This is a genomic window from Enterococcus sp. M190262, from assembly GCF_005843965.1.
Classification (GTDB): Bacteria; Bacillota; Bacilli; order Lactobacillales; family Enterococcaceae; genus Enterococcus_D; species Enterococcus_D gallinarum.
This window is the reverse complement of the sequence record NZ_CP040461.1, coordinates 3,139,240-3,163,260: the sequence shown is the minus strand read 5'-3', so window position 1 is coordinate 3,163,260 and position 24,021 is coordinate 3,139,240. Positions and strand designations below refer to the sequence as shown.

Annotated in this window: 18 protein-coding genes; 11 read left to right on the top strand and 7 right to left on the bottom strand. The window is 40.6% G+C overall.

Going from position 1 to position 24,021, the window contains the following annotated elements; translation table 11 throughout:
* Positions 1-19: 19 nt before the first annotated feature.
* The 5 genes from FE005_RS14945 to FE005_RS14925 all read right to left on the bottom strand — a co-directional run bounded on the left by FE005_RS14945 (position 20) and on the right by FE005_RS14925 (position 4,854).
* A complete protein-coding gene (locus tag FE005_RS14945) occupies positions 20-1,828 on the bottom strand; it encodes an FtsX-like permease family protein (protein WP_138372101.1) in 1,809 nt (602 codons plus the stop codon).
* Between the two features lie 12 nt (positions 1,829-1,840).
* A complete protein-coding gene (locus FE005_RS14940; RefSeq protein WP_138372100.1) occupies positions 1,841-2,593 on the bottom strand; it encodes an ABC transporter ATP-binding protein in 753 nt (250 codons plus the stop codon).
* Positions 2,594-2,600: 7 nt separating this feature from the next.
* The gene (locus FE005_RS14935) at positions 2,601-2,966 is read right to left on the bottom strand and encodes a YxeA family protein (protein ID WP_138372099.1); all 366 of its coding nucleotides are present in this window, start codon (positions 2,964-2,966) and stop codon (positions 2,601-2,603) included.
* Positions 2,967-3,208: 242 nt separating this feature from the next.
* Positions 3,209-3,556, bottom strand: coding sequence for a hypothetical protein (locus tag FE005_RS14930; RefSeq protein ID WP_138372098.1), 348 nt, complete (start codon positions 3,554-3,556; stop codon positions 3,209-3,211).
* A complete protein-coding gene (locus FE005_RS14925; RefSeq protein ID WP_138372097.1) occupies positions 3,553-4,854 on the bottom strand; it encodes a DUF1576 domain-containing protein in 1,302 nt (433 codons plus the stop codon). The genes FE005_RS14930 and FE005_RS14925 overlap by 4 nt, the downstream gene beginning before the upstream one ends.
* A gap of 508 nt (positions 4,855-5,362) precedes the next feature.
* Between FE005_RS14925 and FE005_RS14920 the strand changes: the two genes are divergently transcribed.
* Positions 5,363-7,150, top strand: coding sequence for an oligopeptide ABC transporter substrate-binding protein (locus tag FE005_RS14920; protein ID WP_138372096.1), 1,788 nt, complete (start codon positions 5,363-5,365; stop codon positions 7,148-7,150).
* Positions 7,151-7,384: 234 nt separating this feature from the next.
* On the opposite strand, the gene FE005_RS14915 is transcribed toward FE005_RS14920, so the two are convergent.
* A complete protein-coding gene (locus FE005_RS14915; protein ID WP_138372095.1) occupies positions 7,385-8,560 on the bottom strand; it encodes an AraC family transcriptional regulator in 1,176 nt (391 codons plus the stop codon).
* 186 nt (positions 8,561-8,746) lie between these two features.
* Here FE005_RS14915 and FE005_RS14910 point away from each other — a divergent pair, with 186 nt between their 5' ends.
* From FE005_RS14910 to FE005_RS14880, 7 genes are all read left to right on the top strand, one after another.
* Positions 8,747-10,948, top strand: a complete 2,202-nt coding sequence (locus FE005_RS14910; protein WP_138372228.1) for a glycoside hydrolase family 3 N-terminal domain-containing protein — start codon at positions 8,747-8,749, stop codon at positions 10,946-10,948.
* 19 nt (positions 10,949-10,967) lie between these two features.
* Positions 10,968-12,314, top strand: coding sequence for a PTS sugar transporter subunit IIC (locus tag FE005_RS14905; RefSeq protein WP_138372094.1), 1,347 nt, complete (start codon positions 10,968-10,970; stop codon positions 12,312-12,314).
* Between the two features lie 38 nt (positions 12,315-12,352).
* Positions 12,353-13,234 (top strand): ROK family protein, encoded by an 882-nt coding sequence (locus FE005_RS14900; RefSeq protein WP_138372093.1) that lies wholly within the window; start codon positions 12,353-12,355, stop codon positions 13,232-13,234.
* Between the two features lie 4 nt (positions 13,235-13,238).
* Positions 13,239-14,603 carry a glycoside hydrolase family 1 protein gene (locus FE005_RS14895; RefSeq protein WP_138372092.1) on the top strand — a complete coding sequence of 455 codons (1,365 nt, stop codon included), beginning with the start codon at positions 13,239-13,241 and terminating at the stop codon, positions 14,601-14,603.
* A 3-nt stretch (positions 14,604-14,606) separates the two neighbouring features.
* On the top strand, positions 14,607-15,587 hold the full coding sequence (locus tag FE005_RS14890) for an alpha/beta hydrolase (protein ID WP_138372091.1): 981 nt from the start codon (positions 14,607-14,609) through the stop codon (positions 15,585-15,587).
* On the top strand, positions 15,584-17,284 hold the full coding sequence (locus FE005_RS14885) for a DUF4091 domain-containing protein (protein WP_138372090.1): 1,701 nt from the start codon (positions 15,584-15,586) through the stop codon (positions 17,282-17,284). The genes FE005_RS14890 and FE005_RS14885 overlap by 4 nt, the downstream gene beginning before the upstream one ends.
* A gap of 177 nt (positions 17,285-17,461) precedes the next feature.
* Entirely contained in the window at positions 17,462-18,349 is an 888-nt protein-coding gene (locus FE005_RS14880; RefSeq protein ID WP_003126107.1) for an SDR family oxidoreductase, read from the top strand.
* Positions 18,350-18,485: 136 nt separating this feature from the next.
* On the opposite strand, the gene FE005_RS14875 is transcribed toward FE005_RS14880, so the two are convergent.
* Positions 18,486-20,006, bottom strand: a complete 1,521-nt coding sequence (locus FE005_RS14875; RefSeq protein ID WP_103299607.1) for a helix-turn-helix domain-containing protein — start codon at positions 20,004-20,006, stop codon at positions 18,486-18,488.
* Between the two features lie 216 nt (positions 20,007-20,222).
* On the opposite strand from FE005_RS14875, the gene FE005_RS14870 reads away from it, so the two are divergent.
* From FE005_RS14870 to FE005_RS14860, 3 genes are read left to right on the top strand one after another with little or no spacing between them, the layout of a single operon-like run.
* A complete protein-coding gene (locus FE005_RS14870; RefSeq protein WP_081131666.1) occupies positions 20,223-20,798 on the top strand; it encodes a WxL domain-containing protein in 576 nt (191 codons plus the stop codon).
* Between the two features lie 14 nt (positions 20,799-20,812).
* Positions 20,813-21,835 (top strand): DUF916 and DUF3324 domain-containing protein, encoded by a 1,023-nt coding sequence (locus FE005_RS14865; protein WP_103299609.1) that lies wholly within the window; start codon positions 20,813-20,815, stop codon positions 21,833-21,835.
* A gap of 5 nt (positions 21,836-21,840) precedes the next feature.
* Entirely contained in the window at positions 21,841-24,003 is a 2,163-nt protein-coding gene (locus FE005_RS14860) for an L-type lectin-domain containing protein (RefSeq protein ID WP_175413562.1), read from the top strand.
* Positions 24,004-24,021: the final 18 nt, after the last annotated feature.

Genomic DNA, 24,021 nt, shown 5'->3' with positions numbered 1-24,021 from the left:
GTGTTCATTTTGGGAGTTCTTATTGTTTTCCGGTATTTTTTAAAACAATATTGGTGTAGAGCCATACCGTTAAAAGATAGTAGATCGCATAAAGGGCAACAAAAATCGTAAATGGTATCCAGATCTGATCATAAGGATCACTCAACAGCATTTTGAACATTTGCAGACCGAATAAAACATGGACGATTCCTAATAGTCCTGGGACTAAGAAAAGAACGCCGATCTCTTTGCGAATGGACTTTTTCAAGAGTGCATTACGGGTACCGATTTTTCTAAGCATGGTATAACGCAGGATATCACTGTTAGCTCCTGAAAGTATTTTGAACATCAAACAGCTAGCTAACATCGTTAAAAAGGCAATCCCTAGGAAGAAGCCCATAAATTCAAAACCTGAGAAAACACCATTGAAAATGTCATAGGCATCTGCTCGCTGCATAAAATTGCTTTCTCCAGCTAAGGAGGGGTTGTTTTTTTGATCCAGCTTAGCAAGTGCCGTTAATTGAGGTAAGACAGCTTCAAAGTCTTTGACTTGAATCACTTGTAAGGTCGTTTCTGGGGCAGTCACTTGTTCAAAAGCACTAGCAGAAAGCAGTTTGATTTCTTTCCCTCGCTGTTCTGGCAATTCAAAACTGCGCAGTTGATCTTGTTCCGCTACGTCAGCGGCAATCGCTTGGCCACTTAATGATCGATAACTATTTCTCTGACTAAGATCTCCCTGTTCTGTAACGATCAAAGGATCTTTGTCAAATTCTTCTTGAATGTAATAAACGGCTGTGTCATCTTCTTTTTGTCGATAGCTGACATTCAATGTTGGGTGTAAATCCGCGATTTTTTGTTGGTCGACAGTTTGGGCATTATTCAGAACCAAGTCATAAGAGGTCATCGCTTTGGCCATTTTGGGGATTTCATTTCTGAAACCAAGACCAACGGTTAATGCGCCCAGTGCTAGTGCGAACAGCATCGATACTAACGAGAGCATCTGTGTATAGTCACGGATACGGAAGTTTAACTGAGACAAAGTGAAATTATTCAATTTTTTCAGTGCGATGGCATCTGATTTCTTTAATAATGTCAAAATTAATACGATCACAGAGCGAAAAACTAGATAGGTTCCTAAAACGATCGTGACTAAGGCAATCGCAATACCAATTAGTTGAAATTTCATTAGATCGCCCATAACATAATAACCGATTCCAAGAAAGACGATCCCCAAGAGAGTTTGAATCAATAAGAATGGGAATTTTTGCTTGATTTGTGCAGGAGTGCTAGTTTCTCTCAATAAATCCAAGATGGCTTTTTTGGCAATGGCCGCGGCATTGACGATTGCTGCGATCAGAAAGAGAATGGCAAAAAAGACCAGTGTGATCACAAGTGCTTTTACATTGAATGGCGAAAAATGAGTAATCTTTATATTTAACTGTTGTACTAAAAGATCATTGACAATTTTCGTCAATCCGATGCCTGCTAAAGCACCAGTAATAGTTGCGATAATCCCTACAAAAAATGTTTCAATGAAGATCATTTGGGCGATTTTCCGGCCTTTTGCTCCTAACATCATAAACATAGCATAATCTTTCTGCCGCATCGACATTAGGAAAGAATTGGCATAGAGAATGTAGGCAAATGTAATGATTCCTAGCAAGACCGTTCCAAAGTGAAAAATAATGACAACGACACCGATCGTTGAATTATTTTTTAAGAATTCTTCATTACTAGCCATTGATTGAAACATATAAAAGATGGCAGAAGCCATAACTAGACCAGAAAATAAGACGATATAGTCTTTTAAGCGGCCTTTGATACCAGTAAGTGATAATTTCCAAAGCATGTCATTATCCTCCTACTGTTCCAGATTTCCTAAGATGACTAAGATCTGACGATAGAAGTCTTCTTGGGATTGATTATTTCGTTTGATTTCTTGATGGATCTTACCATCTTTGATAAATAAGATTCGCTTGCAGTAACTTGCTGATAAAGGATCATGTGTTACGAGTAAGATCGATACTTGGTCATTTTTGTTTAAATCATCCATCATATCTAATAAGTCTTTCGCGCTTTTTGAATCTAATGCACCTGTTGGTTCATCTCCAAATAAAATCGTTGGTTCGGTGATCAATGCTCGTGCAGCGGCTACCCGCTGCTTTTGACCACCAGAGATCTCGGAAGGATATTTGTCCAAGATTTGACTGATGGATAAGCGTTGCGCAATTTGCTGAACGAGCTGTTTGATCTTCTTAGGTCGCACGCCTTGTAAGGAGAGAGGCACAGCGATGTTTTCGGAAGCCGTTAGATTTTCTAGTAGATTGAAATCTTGGAAGATAAAGCCGATTTCTCTACTGCGGAAGTCTGCCAATGCATCACCGCGTAATTTGGTGATATCTTTTTCGTTGATGCGGATGTTTCCGGAAGATGGATGGTCCAATGTGGATAAAATATTCAATAATGTTGATTTACCAGAACCCGAAGCACCCATAATACCAATAAACTCGCCTTTATCGATTGCAAAGCTGATCCCTTTTAGGGCTTCGGTTTTTTTCTCATTGTTTTTGCCGTAAACTTTCGTTAATTCATTTGCTTCAATAATTTTTGCCATTTGTTCATCACCGTTCACTTTCTAATTGGTTCAACGCTTTTTCAGGAATCTCATTTTTTTGTACTTCTTCATAGGAAGTCACGCCCTTGTTTTGATTCCAGGTAATTTTTAAGTAAGCATCTTTTTTCAAAGGACGATCTTTCATCGCTAAGAATTCAAGATTTTTCTTCTTTGCGTCTTTGTCATAACCAGGTAGTTCATATTTGTATTCGATCACTTGATTGCCTCGATCGTCTTCGGTATCGATCTTTTCGCCATCGGTCGTGATCTGAACATAGTAAGTTTGACCGCCCATGATGACTTTCTCAGCAATTTGCAGCCCGGCAAACAAAACGATTACTAGGATACCCAGGCCGATCCAAAATTTTTTCATCTATTTTCACTTCCTTTAGTTTGTAAAGTCTAAAGAGAATTATAGCTGGCGTAAAAACAATTGTAGTGTGAAAAACCTATCAATAAACTTTCATTTTTGTCATGAAAGCAATAGCATGGTTCCATCCTATGTGATGAGAGCTGTTAGCTGCAAGTTTAACTTTTCAACGCATTATTTGTATCAAGAGATCAGTGAAAACGAAAGACCATGGAGTCTCCTTCAACAAAGAGATTCCATGGCCTTTAGTATTTTTTTCGAAACAAAGTGATGATCAAGTGGTCATTCTCGTAACTGATCGTTGCTTCATCAATCAACAAGCCTAATAAATAAAAGTCTTTTTCTTCATGAATCGATTGGTGTCCGCCTAGAAGTTCAATGTAATAACTTTCTAGTGCAATGTCTCGGGGCGTATTCAACATCTCCGCAAATAAGGCTAAATCACTAGGTTCTTCTGGACAAGTCCCAGCAATAATGGCTCGAAATCCTGTCTTTTCGAAGGACATCTCAGTAGTAATATGGAGGCAGTCAAGGGAAAGAAAGTAGGTGACCACTTCATCCACGATCCGCCGTGCTTGTTCCTTTTCTATCATTGGTTCATCCGCCTTTTGATTTGGTTGATCTCATCTAACAAAGGTACCATAGCTGCCGCCACAAAGCCACTGGAAAAACCATTATTGTAAAGATTCAACCCGCCATGTAAGTAGGTAATATTAGTTACTAAAGCCGCATGGGCTATCCCGGCAAAAACTCCTGCAATTGGTCCATAATAACCGCTGATCGGTGCTAAACTTGTTCCAAAAATCGCAGTCAACAGCAGCTGGAAAGTCGAAACCTCGGTGGTAAAGCCTATACGTGTCGCGAGAACGACGCCAATCAAAACCGGCAGACTGTTTTTCCAATGATTTCCAAAAGCACTGAAACCCATCACTGTCAGAACAGCCCCTAACAATGGGCCAGAAAGTTCTCCTCCCAAGAAGTAGATGAATAGGATCAACAGTATTCCCATGATCGCCATATTCATGAGTGTGACGCCTAATGCAAAAATGGTAACAAAGTCTGTCACCAGTTTACCAGATACATCAAAGAGTTGAGCCAATCCATGAAAAGAACGATGATTCAATAAATAGCCGGTAAAAAAAAGCAGACCGCATAAGCCGATCAAAAAGAAAAGCAAAAATTGATTGTATTCAGTTGTTAAGTGTGATGGGGTGGTGATATCTCCTCCGAAGAGACGGATAAAACTTGTAAAGAACATCGTCACGATACCAGCGGCAAAGCCAATATTATATAAGGAAAACCCTTGATGAAAGTGCAAAAACTGTGCTGCTAGCGGCGGCAATAGAATGCCTAAGATCATTCCTGTGGCATATCCTAGCATGATACCAATCCATAATGACAAGCCCATCCCAAATGCTAAATAACTAATAACTGGAGAGGCTGCGCTTCCAAATAAAGCAACCAGTGAATAATGTCCAAAAGGTTTCTTCTGGATATGTGCATAGAGATAGACGCCTAATGGAATTGGAATCGAGTTGAATAAGTTTTTGCCAAAAAAAGAAAATCCGGAAATGGTAAAAAAAGCAGCGATCATCGGTCCAGTGACACTATTTCCTTCGGTTTTCGTGGATAGGACACTTATCAATGTTAATACACCGCTATTTATAAAAGCGCTACCTAAATTACCGATGGCAAAGTAGTCCGAGACGAGATTACTAGGAGAAGTCAAGATTCGCAACGATCCGTCCCATAGATCACTCATGGGTGTGCTGAGTAAACCGATAGCAATCAAAAGGATGCTGTAAGCAATCAGTAATCGTTGTGTCAACAATTGCGAAATCGGTGCAAAAGACTTATTCGTTGTTTGATAAAAGATTTTTTTATGTGCCATAAATCCTCCTTTTTTTTATGTTAGCATAGATTGATTTATTACGGGATACCTTAAATTGTTGAAAAAAGTTTTTTTGTTGTTTTTTTAGATTGAGATAAGAATGGGTTATCAAAAGACTACACATTTGTACCTTTGATAGAAGACGAGATAGATTTGGCTCGAATATGAAAAAAGAGAAACTGCGTTATCAAGAAATCCAAAAAGTTAATGAATGGCAAAACTAATTATGAATGAATAGCAACGCTTCCTTCAATCAAAAATTTCAGCGGTCGCTGAAAATAATGACGTATATAAAATGAGGGAACTTGCTATAATTAACACCAATCTCTCTTTATTTTTTAATTTAAGCGCAGTGAGAGAGCAGGCGTATTGGTCAGCAGAGATAGTCGCCTTCTTGACCGGTTGGATTTTGTTTTTGTATAGCTAAATAAAGTTTAAGAATCAACCTGGAAGTTAGAAGGAAAAACAAATCAGTGGACCATTATCGGGTAAGACTAAGGAGGAAGTTATGAAAAAATATCGGTTTGGCTTGATTACACTTATGTCAGTCTTTGTTCTAGGCGCATGCGGCCAGGAAAATAACAAAACAGACTCGACAGGGGCACAGAGAACAGAGGATACAACAGCAAACAATGTAGAAAATATGCCACTAGAAGTTAAAAATGATGGTGATCCTATCGAAGGAGAAACCCTAGATGTGGCAGTTGTGATGGATACACAGTTTCAAGGATTGTTTCAATGGAAGTTCTATCAAGATACCTATGATCGGCATTTTATGTCCCCTAGTCATGAATACTTATTTTTAAATGATGATGACTTTAAGATTGTGGACGGGGGACCTGCTGATTTAGAATTGGACCAAGAAAATAAAATTGCCACCATTACACTGAGAGACAACTTGAAATGGTCGGATGGAGAAGAAGTAACAGCGGAAGATGTGATCTTTGCTTATGAAGTGATTGGCCACGCAGATTATACAGGGATTCGTTATGATAATGACTTTACAAATGTGATTGGTATGGAAGAATACCACGCAGGAGAAGCAGATACCATCTCTGGAATCACCGCTGTCAGTGATAAAGTTGTTCAAATCGAATACAAAGAAGTTCACCCGGGAATGATGCAATCAGGCGGAGGCGTCTGGATGTCTGCATTAGCGAAACATGCCTTTGAAGGAATTGAAATCAAAGACATGGAATCAAGCGATCCGGTTCGGAAAAATCCCATTGGTTTTGGTCCGTATGTGATGAGCAATATCGTGGCCGGTGAAACAGTAGAATATGTTCCCAACGAATACTATTATGGGGAAAAACCAACTTTAGATAAGATCGTTCTCCGAGGTGTACCGTCTGCTTCCATCAATGAGGCACTGAATGCCAAGCAATATGATTTAGCCCTGTCGATGCCAACTGATACTTTTGATTCTTACAAAAATACTGATGGGTACCAAATGCTTGGTCGTTTACAGCAGTCTTACACTTATCTTGGTTTTAAACTTGGAACATGGGATGCTGAGAACAAAACGGTTGCTTATGATCCTGATTCTAAAATGGCGAACAAAGCATTGCGTCAAGCAATGGGTTATGCAGTAGACAACGATGCAATCGGTGAACGTTTCTATCATGGATTGCGCACAAACGCCACCACATTGATCCCGCCAGTTTTCGGTTCTTTGCATAACGAAGAAATCAAAGGGTATACGTTAGATTTGGATAAAGCCAATCAGCTACTTGATGATGCTGGCTATATCGATACCGATGGAGATGGTTTCCGTGAAGATCCAGACGGTAATAAACTAACGATCAATTTTGCTTCTATGTCTGGCGGAGAAACTGCTCAACCATTAGCCGATTATTATGTACAACAGTGGAACGAGATCGGTTTGGATGTTCAGTTTTCGACTGGACGCTTGATTGATTTTCAAGCATTTTATGACAAATTGGAAAATGATGATCCAGACATTGATGTTTTCATGGGTGCTTGGAACACCGGATCTGACCCTTCGCCAACAGGATTGTGGGGACCAAATTCGCCGTTCAATTATACGCGGTATCAGTCAGAAAAAAATACTGAGTTGCTAGCTGCCATCGACTCGAATGCTTCGTTTGACGAGGACAAACGGAAAGAGGCTTTTGATGCCTGGCAAGAATACGCATTTGAAGAAGCCTTTGCGATTCCAACGTTGTTCCGGAGTGAGATCTTGCCGGTCTCTGACCGTGTAACGAATTTCTCATGGGCCTATGATGTCGATCATAATCCATGGGCGGCGATTGGTGTGACGGATAGCTCACGATAATCCAGGTGATAGAGTAAAATAAGCAGCAAGAATTTCAATATAAATCAATACCCGAAGGACTAAGTGGAAGCGTTCTGGCAAAGTCAGAGCATTTTGTCGCACACTGCAAGTGTGTGATACTTCCACTAAGACCTTCGGGACTTTTTGGCTATTATTCTACCTAACGCCATGAAAAGTGTTTAGGATTATCAACGTCAGGAAAGATTCCTATTATTTGTTTTGATTTTAGTGTGATTAACTCAAAGCATGAGCATAATGAATATTTTTAAACTCTTTTGGGGTTGTCCCAGTGATTTTCTTAAAAGTTTGAATGAAGTGGCTTTGACTGGAGAAAGCCAATAAAGTGCTGATTTTTTCATAAGAATGATCCGTAAATAAGAGTAGATGTTTGGCTTCAGCAATTTTCTTTTCTTGAATATAGCTATGGATCGTTTTGTTCATTTCTTTTTTGAATTGACCGCAAAGATGGGTCTTATGCTTTTGAGTAATATCCGCTAAATCATCGATGGTGATTTTTTCATAGAGGTGGCCATCGACATAGTTGACAATTGTTTTGACTAGCAATGATTTCTGAGCTAAAGGATAACTGTGCAATAGCTCCATAAAACGATAGGTGGCTTCTTTGATATAACGCAGGCATTCGTCTGCCGAGTGGATGTAGATCAATCCTTGGATCAATGAATCAGACAATCCGAATGCTTGATTGACAGGAACACCTTCATCAATACTCATGCGGGTGACCACAGCCACAAAAGCGGAAAATTTTAATTTCAAACCCTCCAGTTCAAAAGGAGATAAAGAGACACTATAGGTTTCTTTCATCTTATTGAAGACCCAGGCAACTTTTTCTGGTTCATTCCGCTTGATGTAGTCAAGATAGCGTAACTCAAAATGATAGGAATCAAAGGTTGATTCATGAACACGCCGATCGTAGAGGTTGGCTTCTAAATTGAAATCAGTCTGAATCGATCGATTACCTGGCTCTGTTTGGTAATGCCAGCGCAATTGTTCCTGAACTAAAGGCTGATTCGCAAACAAGGTATGTACTAATTGAATGTATTCTTCAAATGAATACTTGTCTTCTTTCGAGTAGTGAATGTTGTAATGGTATTCGTGCCCTAGAAACACACAGGAGTTTTCTGGTGTCCCGATCACACCACAAGGACCAATCATTAAGTAACAGGGTTTGCCTTCCAATTGAAATTGAAAACACCCTAGCATATATTTCCCAAAATGGTAAAGTGTCACGGATTGTCCGTCAGCTGCTTCTAAATAGTGGCTGATGGGCTTTTTTGTCTGCCAAGAACTTTCCGGGTGCAGCAAGCCACCTTCTTCGTCTAATAACATCATGGGAATCAAGTATTTACGGTAAAGAAGATCCATGGCTGTTTTGATACTTTCGACATTCATGTGTTGAACTCCTTTTTGATGCCTTGATTGCTGGGAATCATTTTAGCCCTGCGCATACCCCAAGTATAAGCCAAATTTTTTGAGAAGCAACGAATTTTTTGCTATGAACGCTAATTATTTAGTATAAAAACCAATGAATTCTTTTTATAATACATTATGTTAAAACGCTTACAGAAAGGAAACAACATGGACATAAAAGAATTAAGAAAGCTATTCTTGCAATTATCCCCCGCAGAAAAAGTGGCCCAGACGATCCAACTTAACGGAAGTTTACTTATAGAAAACGATGTAATGGATACAGGTCCGATGCAAGATCTGGGTTTACCAGAAGAGTTGAACTTTTACGAGATTGGTTCGATTTATAATGTAAACGATTTTGCAAAATTAAAACAATTGCAAGAAGAAACAATGAAGAACAGTAAGCACAAAATCCCTTTACTATTCATGTCAGATGTGATCTACGGATTTCGGACGATCTTTCCAATTCCTTTAGCACAAGCTGGATCATATGATTTTGATTTGATTCAACAAGCCGCTGAAATGACAGCAAAAGAAAGTTATTTTAACGGCTTGCATGTCATTTTCTCACCAATGTTGGACTTATCTCGTGATCCACGATGGGGTCGAGTGATGGAATCGCCAGGAGAAGATGTGTATACCGCGAAACAATTTGCCAAGAGTGTTGTGACTGGCTACCAAGGAGATTGTAGCAAGGGTGTCCCTGAGAATCATGTCGCAGCTTGTATCAAACATTTTGCAGCTTACGGTGCTCCAGAAGGTGGTCGAGAATATAACACTGTCGATATGTCCAACCAGCGTCTGTTCAATGAATATTTGCAGCCATATCAAGCAGCGATCGAGGCACAAACGATGTTAGTCATGACAGCTTTCAATGTGTTGAACGGCGAACCGTCAACTGGTAGCAAGTGGTTAAATCGAGAAATTTTGCGGGAACGCTTTGACTTTGATGGCGTTCTTGTCTCAGATCACGCGGCAATCAAAGAACTAGTTCCACACGGCTATGCTGCGGATGACAGAGAAGCAGCCAAAAAAGGATTGGAAGCAGGCGTCGATTTTGATATGATGACTTCGGTCTACGCCACACATCTACCGGAATTAATCAAAGAGCCTGCCTTCGCAGAATTATTGGATGAAGCGGTTTGGCGCATTTTGGAACTAAAAAATAAATTGGGACTTTTTGAAGATCCTTACCGAGGCTTGCATAGTGAGCAAACTGGTAAAATCTTAACAGAAGCAGCCAAAACTTTAGCAGTCAAGCTCGTTGAAAAAAGCAGCGTACTGCTGAAAAACAATGGCAGTCTTCCTTTGCAAAAAGACCAAAAAATCGCTGTGATCGGACCTTATGGAGAAAGCCGATTGACTTTAGGCTTCTGGGCATCCGTCAGTGGAAAACCGCAAGATGCTGTTCCGTTAAAAGAAGGATTATTGAAGAACTTATCCACCGAGCAAGTTCAATTTGCTCGTGGCTACAATTTGTTTGACTCTTATGACGGGTTTGGTCCCCTAAAAGCTGGGATTGAGCTGCTGAATGGTCCGATCGAGCCAGCTGATCAATTGTTGACAGAAGCCGTGACAGCCGCAGAAGCAGCCGATGTGATCGTCTTGACGTTTGGCGAACAGTTTTTAGAAAGCGGGGAAGGCGCTTCTCGAGCGAATCTGCACCTGCCGGAAAAACAAGTTCGCTTAATCAAAGCGCTGAAGGAAACAGGCAAACCAATCGTTGGTGTACTATACACAGGGCGCCCGCTGGTCTTGACAAATGTGGAACCACTGTTCGATAGTTTGTTACTCGTTTGGTATCCCGGAATCATGGGGGGCATCGGTATCGCAAATCTATTGACAGGAAAAGCAAATCCATCTGCACGGTTAACAATGACTTTCCCAAGAAGTGAAGGGCAGATCCCGATTTATGGGGCACAGCTTTCGACAGGGCGTCCTTTAAAAGCGGCTAATCCAACAGATCGCTTTATCTCTAAATATCGGGACGAGTCGAATGACCCATTGTTTGCGTTTGGTGAAGGGCTTAGCTATAGCTCGTTCCAAGGAAAATGGCTGGACAGTGAGGTCAATGATCAAACCATCACATTACAATGTCAAGTTTTGAATGAATCGGCTCTCAGGGCCGACACAGTCGTTCATATTTATTTGAACCAACGACCAGCAACGATCGTACGCCCCATAAAACAATTGGTGGCTAGTGCATTTGTTTCGTTGGGACCACTGGAAGAACGTTCCTTAAACATCGAACTATCGCTGGCAGATCTTGCCTTTTATGATAATCAAGGACAAAAACATATTACTAAAGGAAACTATCAGCTCGTTTTAGCGATTGATGGAAAAGAAGAGTCACTAACTGTGACAGTATAAGAGAAGGAGTGTAAAAAACATGGAAAAATTAGAAGCAATTTTAAGTAGCAGATTATTGCCATTGTCTCAAAAGCTACAACAAAATAAAGTGTTAGCTGCATTGATGGAAGGGTTTATTCGTACCAGTCCGATTACGTTGGGGATCGCCTTCATTACGATCGTCGGGAACTTCCCAATTCCTGGTTGGACAGACTACTTAACGAAAATCGGTATTTTTCAACATGTCGAAGCCATCACTAATGGTGCTACTGGCGTCTTTGCATTGTATGTTGTCTACAGCTTAGCGTATTCATATGCCAAACAGTTAGGTTCAAATGAACGGAACTCAGCGATAATTTCATTAGCCAGCTTTATCATGCTGATGCCTCAAACGATTGCTACAACTGTGATGCAAGATGGTCAAGCCGTAGAACAAACGATTGGCGCATTGAAATTGGACTTCTTAGGAGGCCAAGGACTCTTTATTGGTATGTTGACGGCATTATTGGTTACTCGTTTCTATGCCTTTCTTTCTAAGAAAAACATCATGATCAAATTGCCAGACAGTGTACCGCCAATGGTGACACAATCTTTGGCTCCAGTCTTCGTCGTTACGATCATCTTTGTTCTCGTCTTTATCATTCGCGTATTATTTGGCTTAACGGCGTCTGGATCAATCTTCCAATTCTTTATTGATGTGGTGAACGCGCCGTTGAATTCATTGGTCGCTAGTCCACTGTCTATCATCATTATCATGGAAGTTTTGGCGGTGCTATGGTTCTTCGGTATCCACAATGCTGTGTTACAAGGACCTCTTGGGGCAATCAGTATGACAATGGTCGTTTCAAATATTGCGGCATACCAACAAGGACAAGAACTTCCTTATCTCGTTCCATCAGTTATCTACATGGGCATGTATGCGGCTGGGTTCATGGGCTTTGTCACATTCTTCATGATACGCAGCAAATCAGCAAAAATGAAACAATTAGGTAAATTATCCTTTATCCCATCGATTTTCAATATTACTGAACCAATCATGTTTGGAATGCCGATTATTTTGAATCCGATATTCTTTATTCCACAAGTATTTACTCAACTGATCGCTGGTTTTGTGACATGGGGACTAACTACAACGATTTTGCCGATCAATTTGAATCCAACAATGAGCTTATTGCCATGGACGACACCAACATTTATTAAAATGCCATTCTCAGGTGGCGTCAACTACACGATCTTGATGGTGATCTGTATGTTGATTGGTATCGTTATGTGGTATCCATTCTTGAAAATTGCGGACAAGAAAGAATACGAATTAGAACTTGAATCAGAAAAGATGAAAGCACAAGAAACAGAAGCAGAAATGATTGCAGAAGAAATTCAAGCATAATCAAGTTTGCTTAAGCGTAATCAAAGGAAGTGGGAAGAATGAGTCATTTAAGTATCGATATCGGCGGTACGAAAATCAAATCAGGATTGGTCCAGCAAGATATCGTCACAGAAAAGAACAATTTCCCAACACCTCAGTCTCTCGAAGAATTTTCTGAGTTGCTGGAAACAATCGTCACCAGTTATTCAGAGAGCCACTCATTTAAAAAAATCGCTTTTTCAGTACCAGGTTCGGTCAACGAATCCGGTACTGTCTTCTTTGGTGGCGCATTGCCTTATCTAAATGAAGTCAACTTAGGTCAGCTAATTGGAAACCTCGATCTTACGGAAGATTACCAAGTATCCGTCGAGAACGATGCCAAGGCAGCCACATTAGGAGAAATGACTTGGGGGCATTTACAAAATGTATCCAATGGAGCAGCGATTATTTTAGGGACCGGCGTGGGTGTTGGACTGTGTATCAATGGTCAGCTTTACAAAGGGAGTCACTATCAAGCAGGAGAAGTCAGCTTTATGATCCGAGACCGGCGCATTACAGGTCCAGATTCATTTGTTGGTGTCGGGCTCTCCGCTGTTGGATTGATTCAAAAATTAGCGGAAGCATTACAAGTCTCAAACGATGGACCGACTGTGTTTCAAACATTGACGGACTCTGATAACCAAATGGCAAAGGATCTCTTTCTTGGCTATTGCCAAGAGGTCGCCGTTCTCTGCTTTGACATCCAATGCCTTTTGGATATCGACAAAATCGTGATTGGCGGCGGGATCAGCCAACAGCCGAAACTAATTGAAACTATCCAAAGCTGCTATCAGCGGCTACTAAAAGCAGCACCAATCATTGAACAAACATTACGACCAATCAACATCGAAGCGGCCAAGTTTCAGGCAGATGCAAATTTGATTGGCGCGGTAAAGGGGTAAATGTATGAGTAAATTTCCAAATGATTTTTTATGGGGGGCATCAACCAGTGCCTATCAAGTAGAAGGGGCTTGGGATACAGATGGAAAAGGTCCTTCTGTCCAAGATGTCAAAGAGATTCCTGCTGGAACCACAGATTTTAAAGTGGCTTCGGATCATTATCATCGCTATGAAGAAGATGTCAAATTGTTCAAAGAACTAGGCATGAAAGCCTACCGTTTTTCTATTTCATGGAGTCGTGTCATGCCAAATGGCGTCGTTAATCCAGAAGGTTTGGCATTCTATCAGAAATTGATCGATTTACTGCTTGAAAACGAGATTCAGCCGGTCGTCACAGTGTTCCATTTTGACTTGCCGGTTTATATCGCTGAACAAGGGGGGTGGGAAAATCGGGAAACGATTCAGGCCTTTGCAGACTACTGCCAAGTGCTGTTTGAACACTTTGGTGACAAAGTACCATTGTGGCAAACCATCAATGAACAAAATGTGATGGCATTAGCTGGTTCTGTCATCGGTACAAGCCAAAAGAGTATGAAAGAAAAATTCCAAGAAAACCATCATATGCTGGTGGCACAAGCGTTAGTCACGAAGCAATTCCATGCCGGAAACTTTACCGGAAAGATTGGACCAGCACCAAATATTGCCAGTGTATATCCGGCTTCGGACAAACCTGAAGATCAAATGGCCGCATTATACATGAGCGCATTAAGAAATTGGCTATTCTTAGATGTGGCTGTTTTTGGGAAATACAATCACAATGCTTGTCACTTATTGGAAACCATTGGTGCCGCACCAGAAGTTACAACAGAAGATCGAGAAATCCTTCTTGACGGCACTTGTGACTATATTGCATTGAATTACTACAACACGATGACCGTCAGCAGTTATTATCAGAAAGAAAATAAAATCGATCAGCAATCAGGCTTTGGAATTCCAGGATTCTTCCAAGCAGTTGAAAATAAAAATCTGCCCATGACAGAATTTGGCTGGCCCATTGACCCAGAAGGGTTCCGTTTCACATTGAATGAAGTTTATTCTCGCTATCGGTTGCCGATTTTGATCACCGAAAACGGTATCGGAGCCAAAGACGTTTTAACAGAAGATGGACAGGTGCACGATCAATACCGCATTGATTTTCTGCAGCAGCATATTGCTCAAATGGAATTAGCCGTCAAAGATGGCGTCGAAGTGATTGGGTATTGTCCTTGGAGTGCGATCGATTTGATCAGTACCCATGAAGGCATCACAAAACGTTATGGCTTTATTTATGTCAATCGCACAGAAGATGATTTGTTGGATTTAGCCCGAGTGAAAAAAGATAGTTTTTACTGGTACCAACAAGTGATTGCACAAAATGGATTAGGAGAGTAAGTTATGTACATCCAAGAATACTCTTTCGATGAAGCAGCAGGGGCAGGATTAACCGTCTACCTTCATGAAGAAAAGCCTGAGTTTGCCCGTGTCGGCAAACGACCATTCATTTTAGTGATTCCCGGAGGAGGCTATTCCTTTTGTAGCGAACGGGAAGCGGAACCCATTGCATTGAATTTTCTTGCTCAAGGCTACCATGCGGGGGTGCTTCGTTATCATGTCGGGGAGTTTCGCAGTTTTGACACTTCCTTACAAGATGCGCAAGAAGCACTAGCTAAAATCACCGAATTGAGTGATGGAGCATGGCCTTCGATCGATGCAGAGAAAATCGCCGTGATTGGTTTTTCTGCCGGTGGTCATCTGGCAGCTGCATTATCAACGCTTTCTGAGAGAAAACCGAGTCTTTGTATTTTAGGTTATCCTGCGATCTTACAATCTTTTGCAAAAGTTATGCAGATCAAAGCCCCGTCATTAGAAACTTGTGTGACGCCAGAAACGCCGCCTACTTTTGTCTTTTCGACGTTTGAAGACAATGTGGTACCAATTGAGAATTCACTTTTATATCTGCGGGCGTTGGAAGAAAATGATGTGCCTTTCGAAACGCATCTTTTTCAAAAAGGCAAACACGGTCTTTCATTGGCAACGGAGCGTTTCGGTAATCGAGAAGAAATGGTCGATCCCCGTTTTGGACGCTGGTTTAACGAGTGCGTGGAATGGATGGAGATCAACTGGGCGGAATCATCGACAGGTGAAATGCCAGCTGCGCTTGTTGAATGGCCCATTGCAGCCTTGATCAAAGAACCGAAAAATCGCGCCTTATTAGTCAACAGTTTTCCAAGTTGGCAAGAGAAGAGTACCTTCAAAATCGTAAAAAACTTCAGTTTGCAACAGTTGACTGCCATCATTCCGGAACGTTTCTCACAAGCACAATGTGATCAGTTAGTTGCGCAGCTGGTGGATCCAAGGAGAGGAGAAATAGAATGAAAGCCTGGCTCGTTCATGAAAGTTATAAAGCAGCCACGACACCTTTTGCTGAGGTGCCAGCTGAACTATCAACGGTGAAAGGGTGCAAAAATAGTTTTGCCGCTTGTCAACTGTTACTGCATGATGGCAAGCGAAACCACTTTGTTTTAGGACGTGAATTTGCGATCCCTGACGAAATCGAGATCCCTATGTACCGGATCGAAATTACTAGCGAATTGCCGGTTACGAGTCAATTTGTCGGCTATTATACTGGACAGCAGGAAATCGATTTTGCAGATAAATTGCTGGATCAAACAGCCAAAACCTATCCAGGAGATCGGATGGCTACAGTTTATTTAGAATTCCCATTGGATCAGTCCATTGCAGCAGGCAGCTATCCAGTGGAGATCGCTATTTACCGCGCCCAATTGGCCGGCGCTGATTCACTTGTTTTAAGCAAAAAAATCACGGTGGAAGTTTCCGCATTTGAATTTCCGGCAGATTACCGCGATGGCTTTAACTTAGATGTTTGGCAACAGCCATCGATTCTTGCGCGAACTTATGATGTACCGCTATGGAGTGAACAACACTTCTGTCTGTTAGAGGAAATGGCAGCAAGTTTGGCCAAAATCGGTCAAAAGGCGATTACTGTGATTGCCGGTGAAATTCCCTGGAAAGGTTGGTTTAATTATATCGTCAAAGACTATCCTGCGAATCTCTATGAGTATTCAATGATCAACGTCAATAAGACAGATTCAGGGGCTATCACCTGTGATTTTTCTGTCTTGGATCGGTATTTGAATTGTTTCTTTCAAGCAGGGATTGATCAAGAGATCGATGTTTTTGGTCTGTTAGGTGTTTGGCAGCCGCCTTTCTTCCCGGTAGTGCCTATTGATTATCCGGAGGCATTAGTGGTTCGTTACTTAGATGAAGCGACTGGCAAAATGATGTTTATTCAGCAGAAAGCAGATTTGCAAAACTACATTAGACAAGTTTTTGCCCACTTTAAAGAGCTGGGTGTCTGGAAAAAAGTCCGGATCATTTCCGATGAACCAAAAAAACATCAGATCAACCTGTTCAAAGAGTCGCTTGCTGAATTAAAAGCAATCGATGAGACGCTGCAAGTCAAAGTCGCTTTTGACAAAGAGGATGTCTTGACGGAACTTTTGCCATTGGTTGATTATCCAGTGACTTCTTATTACTGTACCTGCAATCATTACCAAGAGTTGAGTCAAAGTCATTCAGGAAAAACCCAGTATTATGTCTGCAATTACCCAGACAAGCCGAATACATTCCTCCATAGTCCATTACTTGAAACTCGCGTTCAAGGGGTCTTGGCCCACCATTTTAAAACCAATGGGCTTTTACGCTGGGCTTATAATTGTTGGCCGGAAAACGCGCGGGAAGATATTCGCTACAATACGAGTTCGCTGCCGATCGGCGATATGTGCTTGATCTATCCAGCTTACTCGGGACATTTGGCACTGTCGCTACGCTACAAACAGTTACAGCGGGGAATCGAAGATTTCTATCTAGTCAAACAAGCTGAAAGACAGCAGCCAGAACAGACAGCAGACTTACTGGATACTTTTTTGACAAATCCCAATAGTCAAGAATGGATGGTAGATAGTCACCAAAGTCAGCCAGATCTGTTCCTACAAACAGCATCTGATTATGAGGCTCTCCGTGACGCGCTATTAACAATAATCGCAAAATAAATCAAAGGACCGCGAATCCTTAAGGATTCGTGGTCCTTTTTTTCAAAAATTGCAAGAAAAACGCATTTTTCCATGAAGTGAGCGTTTCGTTTTTCATTTCATGAACATTCCTCTACACTTTTAAGTAAGGTCATGGTTCTACATGACGAGCATGAAAAAAATAAGGAGGAAATGAACATGTCAAAAAAAATCAATGATCCATTAACGAAGTACTATAACGGCACATTTGAAAAGCAGGAACAGGAAGCACCAGCGGTCCAAGGAAAAATGCAGCCAGTACCAGATTGTGGTGAAACTAGCTACAATGGTTCAGGACGATTAGCAGGCCGCAAAGCATTAGTCACAGGCGGGGATTCAGGCATCGGTCGTGCAGCAGCCATTGCCTTTGCTAAAGAAGGCGCGGATGTGGCTATCAACTACTTGCCTTTTGAAGAAGAAGATGCCCAAGAAGTGAAGACTATCATCGAAGAAGCAGGTCAAAAAGCTGTATTGATTCCTGGCGATTTGAAAGACGAATCTTTTGCGCGTCAGTTGGTTCATGATGCAGCGAAAGCGTTGGATGGTTTAGATATTTTGGTCTTGAATGCAGGTATGCAACAAGCGGTCAAAGATATTAAAGATTTGACCACCCAACAAATCACGGACACATTTACAACGAATATCATCTCCATGTATTGGACAGTTCAAGAAGCCCTGGATTATTTACCGGCTGGCGGCAGTATCATTACCACTACTTCCATCCAAAGTGCAGAACCTAGTGCTCATCTGTTAGACTATGCAGCAACCAAAGGAGCGATCACTTCATTTAGTAAAGGATTGGCAGCACAATTGAGTTCAAAAGGTATTCGCGTGAATACTGTAGCACCAGGACCAATCTGGACACCACTACAAATTTCAGGAGGACAACCACAATCAGCGATCCCTGAGTTTGGACAAAAAGAATTATTAAAACGGGCTGGCCAACCCGTTGAATTAGCGCCAGTTTATGTTTTCTTAGCGTCAGATGAAGCCAGCTATGTCACAGGACAAGTCTATAGTGTAACAGGCGGAAGCTTCTTTGCTTAAAACCCGTTGTTAAAAAACGCTTACGACAATAAAAAATGCGAAGTAAGAAATACAGAGGCCTTGCATTGCTTTAGCAAGGAACCCATCTGATATTTCAGCTTCGCTTTTTTTATGGAATCATGATAAAAAATTTGTTTCAACAAGAGGATTTGCAAGTTAGGGCAAACATTTTTTTGGTAATTACTTGATTGATTTTTGCAAACAAAGATTCCCATTCATACATATTAAGTATATCTGAGAGTAGCAGAAGCTTTTCCGTTATCGCTACTTCTTCGTAATTGTCGGTAATAATCAAGTCCGCCCCTTCGATATCTTTAGTGAATGAGACCGACTTCTCTGAGTAGATGGATCGGATACGGGCTTCTATCAGCATTTTGGTTCGATATTGAATCGTTGTTCGAATGTAAATCCGAATAGTTGGACTTTCATGCATGGTGGTTTCCAGATAGAGTAGTTGGGCAAGATAGCGCAATTGTTTACGGTGAAAGAATTCTTTGTCTAAATCATTGTTTGGAAAGGTATTGACATGTTCTGTTAACAAGTGAGCAATTGCTGCATAAGTTTGACTATTGTTGTCAATCGAACTTTCATCGGGCAAGTTATAGTCTAAATTCCAAACTTTCAGCAAATCAACATCGATAAAAATCGATAGATTAAAAAATAAGAGACAACTGTTTAGAAGCTGGTCAAATGAATCTTGCTTCATAGTCGGCACAAATTTTTGTCGCCAATCTTCGATCATATCAATAAAAAAATGAACGAGAGGCTTTTTTGATTGGTAAACCAGCGCAATACTCTCTTGAATCTTTTGGCGATCAACAACTGCAGGAAGGAAAATATGCAAAAAGAAATTTAAATACAAGTATTCGGCTTGAGCGATCCGTTTATCTAAATTAGTTTTGGAGAAAAAGAACGAATCGAGAACTTCCATCGGCAAAAAGGAGTAAAAGTTCAAGAGTGCTTGAGCTTTTTTCTCGATTTCAGGCAAATATTTCTTTTGAGAAAGTCGGATGGTAATTGTTTTCCAAAAGGCAAACAATTTATTTTTAGTCAACTGATCTAAGAGAGTAGCATCAAAAAAGCTGTTGAATTGCTCGAATTCTGTTATATATTGATCAGATAAAAGCTGAAACTCGGTTGGTGCACTTTGCGTAAGAAAACTATAAATAAAGATGCGGATATCCAACTCTCTTCCAGCAAGTTCGACAATATTTTCTTCATTGGAATAGATTGAGAGGTGAAATTTCTTTAATATTAGACTGACTTTTTTTATCAGACGATACATGTGAGATTGGCTAACGTGAAGATCCGAACATAACTGGGACATTGAAGAATCTGTATGCCCAATAAGGTACTGAACCAGTTGATATTGTGGAGAACTGAGCAAGTAATGATAGACCAGCTGTGAATAAGAAGGTTCGGCACTATCTCCATTTCTTTCGATACAATATTGGTTGTAGGAATTTTTGGCGAGACAAAGGTTGACGGACAGATATTTCAAGTCTTCATTCAAAAAGTAGATATGTTTTTGCAAGCTTTTGATGGGGATTTTCAATACTCTTGATAATTTTAATAAGCTGATTCCATTGGTGTTACATACTGCTTTGAATATATCAAGCTTTTTTTCCTCTGCGGGAGAAATGAACTCTCGGTACATCAGTATTCTCCTTTTTTGCTCCATTTTTACGCAAAATATGAAGCCTATTTGTAAGGTTTTGTGATCTGTTTTTTTGGTATTTTTGATTATACTAAGTACAAATGAGAAGTCAATGTGAGGCGATGAAGAAACAATCATTTTTTTGTGGTTGAAAAAATGAAAGTATTGCCAGAAAATTGGCATCTTGTTTAATAAACAAAAAAGAAGGAATGACTTATGAAAAAAATGGTGTTGGCATTAGGTATTTTAGGAATAAGTAGTTTAGGGGTCCCAGTGACTGGTTTAGCTGCGGAAGCAAATCCATCTACTTCAATGACCAGTGAAGCATCACTAACCATCAATCCAGGGATTTTGTCCCTTGATAGTGTTTCAAATTTTGATTTTGGTACTGGGAATATCGCAGATTTCGCTCAACAAGAGAAAGTGATCACCACGGTATCAAATGAAACGTCATCTGTTTCTGATTTTCGTGGTCCAAACACAGTTGGTTGGCAATTAACAGCAAAATTATCAAAAATCTCGAATGCCGATCAAAAAGAATTAGCAAATGCAAAGATTACACTAAAAGGTACCGAAACAGCAGGAGATGCAGCTTTATCAGCAAATGCTGAATTGGTTGCTGGAGCTACCGATCCTACTTCAGTAGCAACCGCAGATGGCGCAACTGGGTTAGCAATCAATACCTTTGATTTTTCGACCACAACGTTGACCGTTCCCCAACAAAATGTTTATGGTGGTGACTATACAGGAACGATTACGTGGACATTATCTAATTCTTATCAAGCACAGTAATAGGATGGATGACAATGAGAAGACTTCTTCAGAATGCAGTATGGATCTTTTTATTTATCAGCTTTGTTTATTTTCCTGTGACTCGTGGTTATGCTGAGACCACCAGATTTACTGTTATACCAGAACTTCCCCAAAATCAAGCAAGTGAAGCAACTTATTTCGATTTGCTGGTAAATAAAGAGACTGTTCAGGAATTGATTATCGCCGTACACAATACGAGTTCCGAAGAGATAACGATCACCGCTGATGCACTGAATAGTTATTCTGCTTCCACTGGAATCATCAGTTATCAACGAAAGAAAACGGCCGAAGACTATGGAGGTAAGTCTTTTACTAGCTTTGTTTCAAACCCCATTCAAGAAGTACGCCTAAAATCTGGTGAGGAACGAAAGGTGATTTTTACACTTGATTTAAAGGAAACAGTGTTTGACGGAGAAATCTTAGGGGCTTTTTTGTTCGAAGAAGTCAAACCTCAAGAAACTGCTCACGAAGCTGATGCAAGTTTGGAATCAAACTATCAGTTGCAGTTAGGGGTACGAATGCGTCAAAGTCTACAAGAGCTGCCAAAGCCAGATTTAAAACTAGTTGAAACTAAAGCAGTCGAAAAAAATGGCAAGCCAACTTTAAAAAGCAGTATCAGTAATATTCGTCCCGTCGCATTTGGGAATATTTCTGTGAATACGACGATACGTGATAAGAATCAAGCTATTGTCGGTGGCTTTAAGTCAGAAAATTTTCAATTCGCACAAAACTCTGTCTTAGATCTCTATAGTGAATTTGAACAAGAAGAACTCAAACCGGGCACTTATACGATTCGCATCGAATTATCCTCTCAGCGAGGCACATGGGTTTTTGATGATAAGGTCGTTATCGATCGTCAAGCAGCAAAAGCTGTCAACCGAACTACGATAAATGCAGCGGCTATCGCTCAAAGAAATTTTCTGTTCTATCTATTGATTGCTATAATCATTCTATTGATTGCAATCATCCTTTTCTTGTTAGTGAAGCGGCGTAAAAACTCCGATGAAAGTGAGTGAGAAGAATGAAAAAAATGCTAAAATCTTTTTGTTTATCGCTTCTTTTTATAGGAACTTTTTGGCTGTTGCAAGGACAGCAAACAGTCTTTGCGGCGGTCACTGCGCCGGACTTTGCTACTTTACCAATTAATCAAGTAATGATCTCTACTGCAGGTAAAGCAGGTTCATTGCAAGGTGTAGAAGGGCATAACTACGTTCAAATCAATGACACAACCATAAATTCTAGCGGGGCAGTTTGGTTCAACAATCCGATTTCTTTCACACGAGATTTCCATTTGGAAATGGCTTTCTATATTGAGAATACGGCTAATGATAGCGATGGACTGGCTTTTGTGATGCAAAGTAGCGGGCCTCAAGCACTAGCTTCAGAAGCTGGTTCAACAATTGGAGTTTGGTCGAATATTTCTGGAACAGACCCACTTAGTCAAGGCGCAATCGCAAATAGTATCGCAATTGAATTTGATACATATTACAACAATAATGGCGGTATCCTTGCTACTGATCGGATGATGGATCGTGATGTGACAACAAAGGGACACCATATTGCTTGGTCTTACCCTGGTTCCGATGCTTCTTATACGACAGACGGCTGGCTGATGGTGGATAAAGTCTTAAATCACTATAACACGGTTGGCGTTACGGACATTTCCGATGGAAATTGGCATACCTTTATCGTGGAATACAATGAATCTACGCAACAGTTTCATTATGCTGTTCCAGATTTTAATGTAGATGTATCGATTCCTGTCGATGATACTTTTAAAAACAATCTTAATTTAACAAATTCGGCGCCAGTTTATTTTGGTTTTACCGGTGCCAATGGCGGATTTGCCCAAAACAAAGCAGTCGCTTTCGTCGATGTTCAAGGTCTAGTCGAAATTGATATGCGAACGGGCGTCTTCCAAAGAGAGCCAGATCAGTTTATGCTGGACACGGGAACAGTAATGGATAAACCAATTGAAGTGGATGCAAGTAAAGAGATTACTTATGCAACCTATATTGATTTTAAACAAACAAGCGATCTATCAAGTTTGAATCCAGGGATTAAACTCAAACTTACACTTCCAGATAATGTATCCGTGAAAGATACTGTCTATTTTGGTAAACCAGAAGATACCATGATCAACGGTTTTCCTGATGGGGGGTCCCCAATCGAATATATAAGAGAGACAGGACAAATAAGTGTAGTATTGCCGAAATTGGAAAAAGGGAATGTCTATATTGTTCATTTTAGGGTCAAGTATAGTGGGACCCCTATAGATGCGAATATTGATGAAGTAATACCAGTTGAGACTACCTTTAGTGGAAATGCTTTTATATCCAGTTTTACTTCAGGAGGAGCCGCTACCCATTTTTATACGGTAAAAGGCAAACTCCCACCAACATTGACCAGCGGACAAGCCACAATGTCAGAAGCGCAGAAAACTGCGCCGATCCTTCGACAAAATCGAAATGCCTATACTGACATCTCTGTGGAAGATAGTAATTCTACGCAGGCGCAATTATTTATAAGTGATTTATTTTCACAAGAGAAGGAATTACAGGAAGAAGACTTTACTCTAAAAACAGTTCTTGAACGAACAGATTTGTCAGATCCCTTTCACTACACTTTAGAGTCAGAGACGAGTGATCTTTCCCCAGGGACTACCTATTATTTTGCAACATATGTCGTTGACACAGAAGGCAATTCATCAGCAATCCATTACTTTGCCATTGATTTTCGAGGAATCGTCGAATTAAAATCAGTCCCAGAATCTTTCAAAGGAACAACAGTCACAATCAACGAGTTGGCTCGAGCAATGGATTCTAATGGCTTGGTATCAATAAAAGTTCCAATTGCAACAACCAGCAAGCCTCTCGCAATCAGCAATACGAGTGAAGGTACATGGAAATTATCGGGACAAACCACCCCATTTATGAATAGTGGCGCCTCATTGGCTGATGAAGTCCAACTAGTTCTATACGATTCTACTGATAATTCATTGTTTTGCACCATTACTTCAGATAAAAAAGTACTTTTTGAGCAGACGCCTAGCGATAAAGATCTCTCTCTCGATTTAAGTCAGTATAATTGTTATTTACGGTTTGCCCCTAAGATAGAGACCCTTTCCCCAGGAACCTATCAAGGAAAAGTCAATTGGCAGTTAGACAGCACGATCACAGACTAATGCACGTTGGTCAGAAAG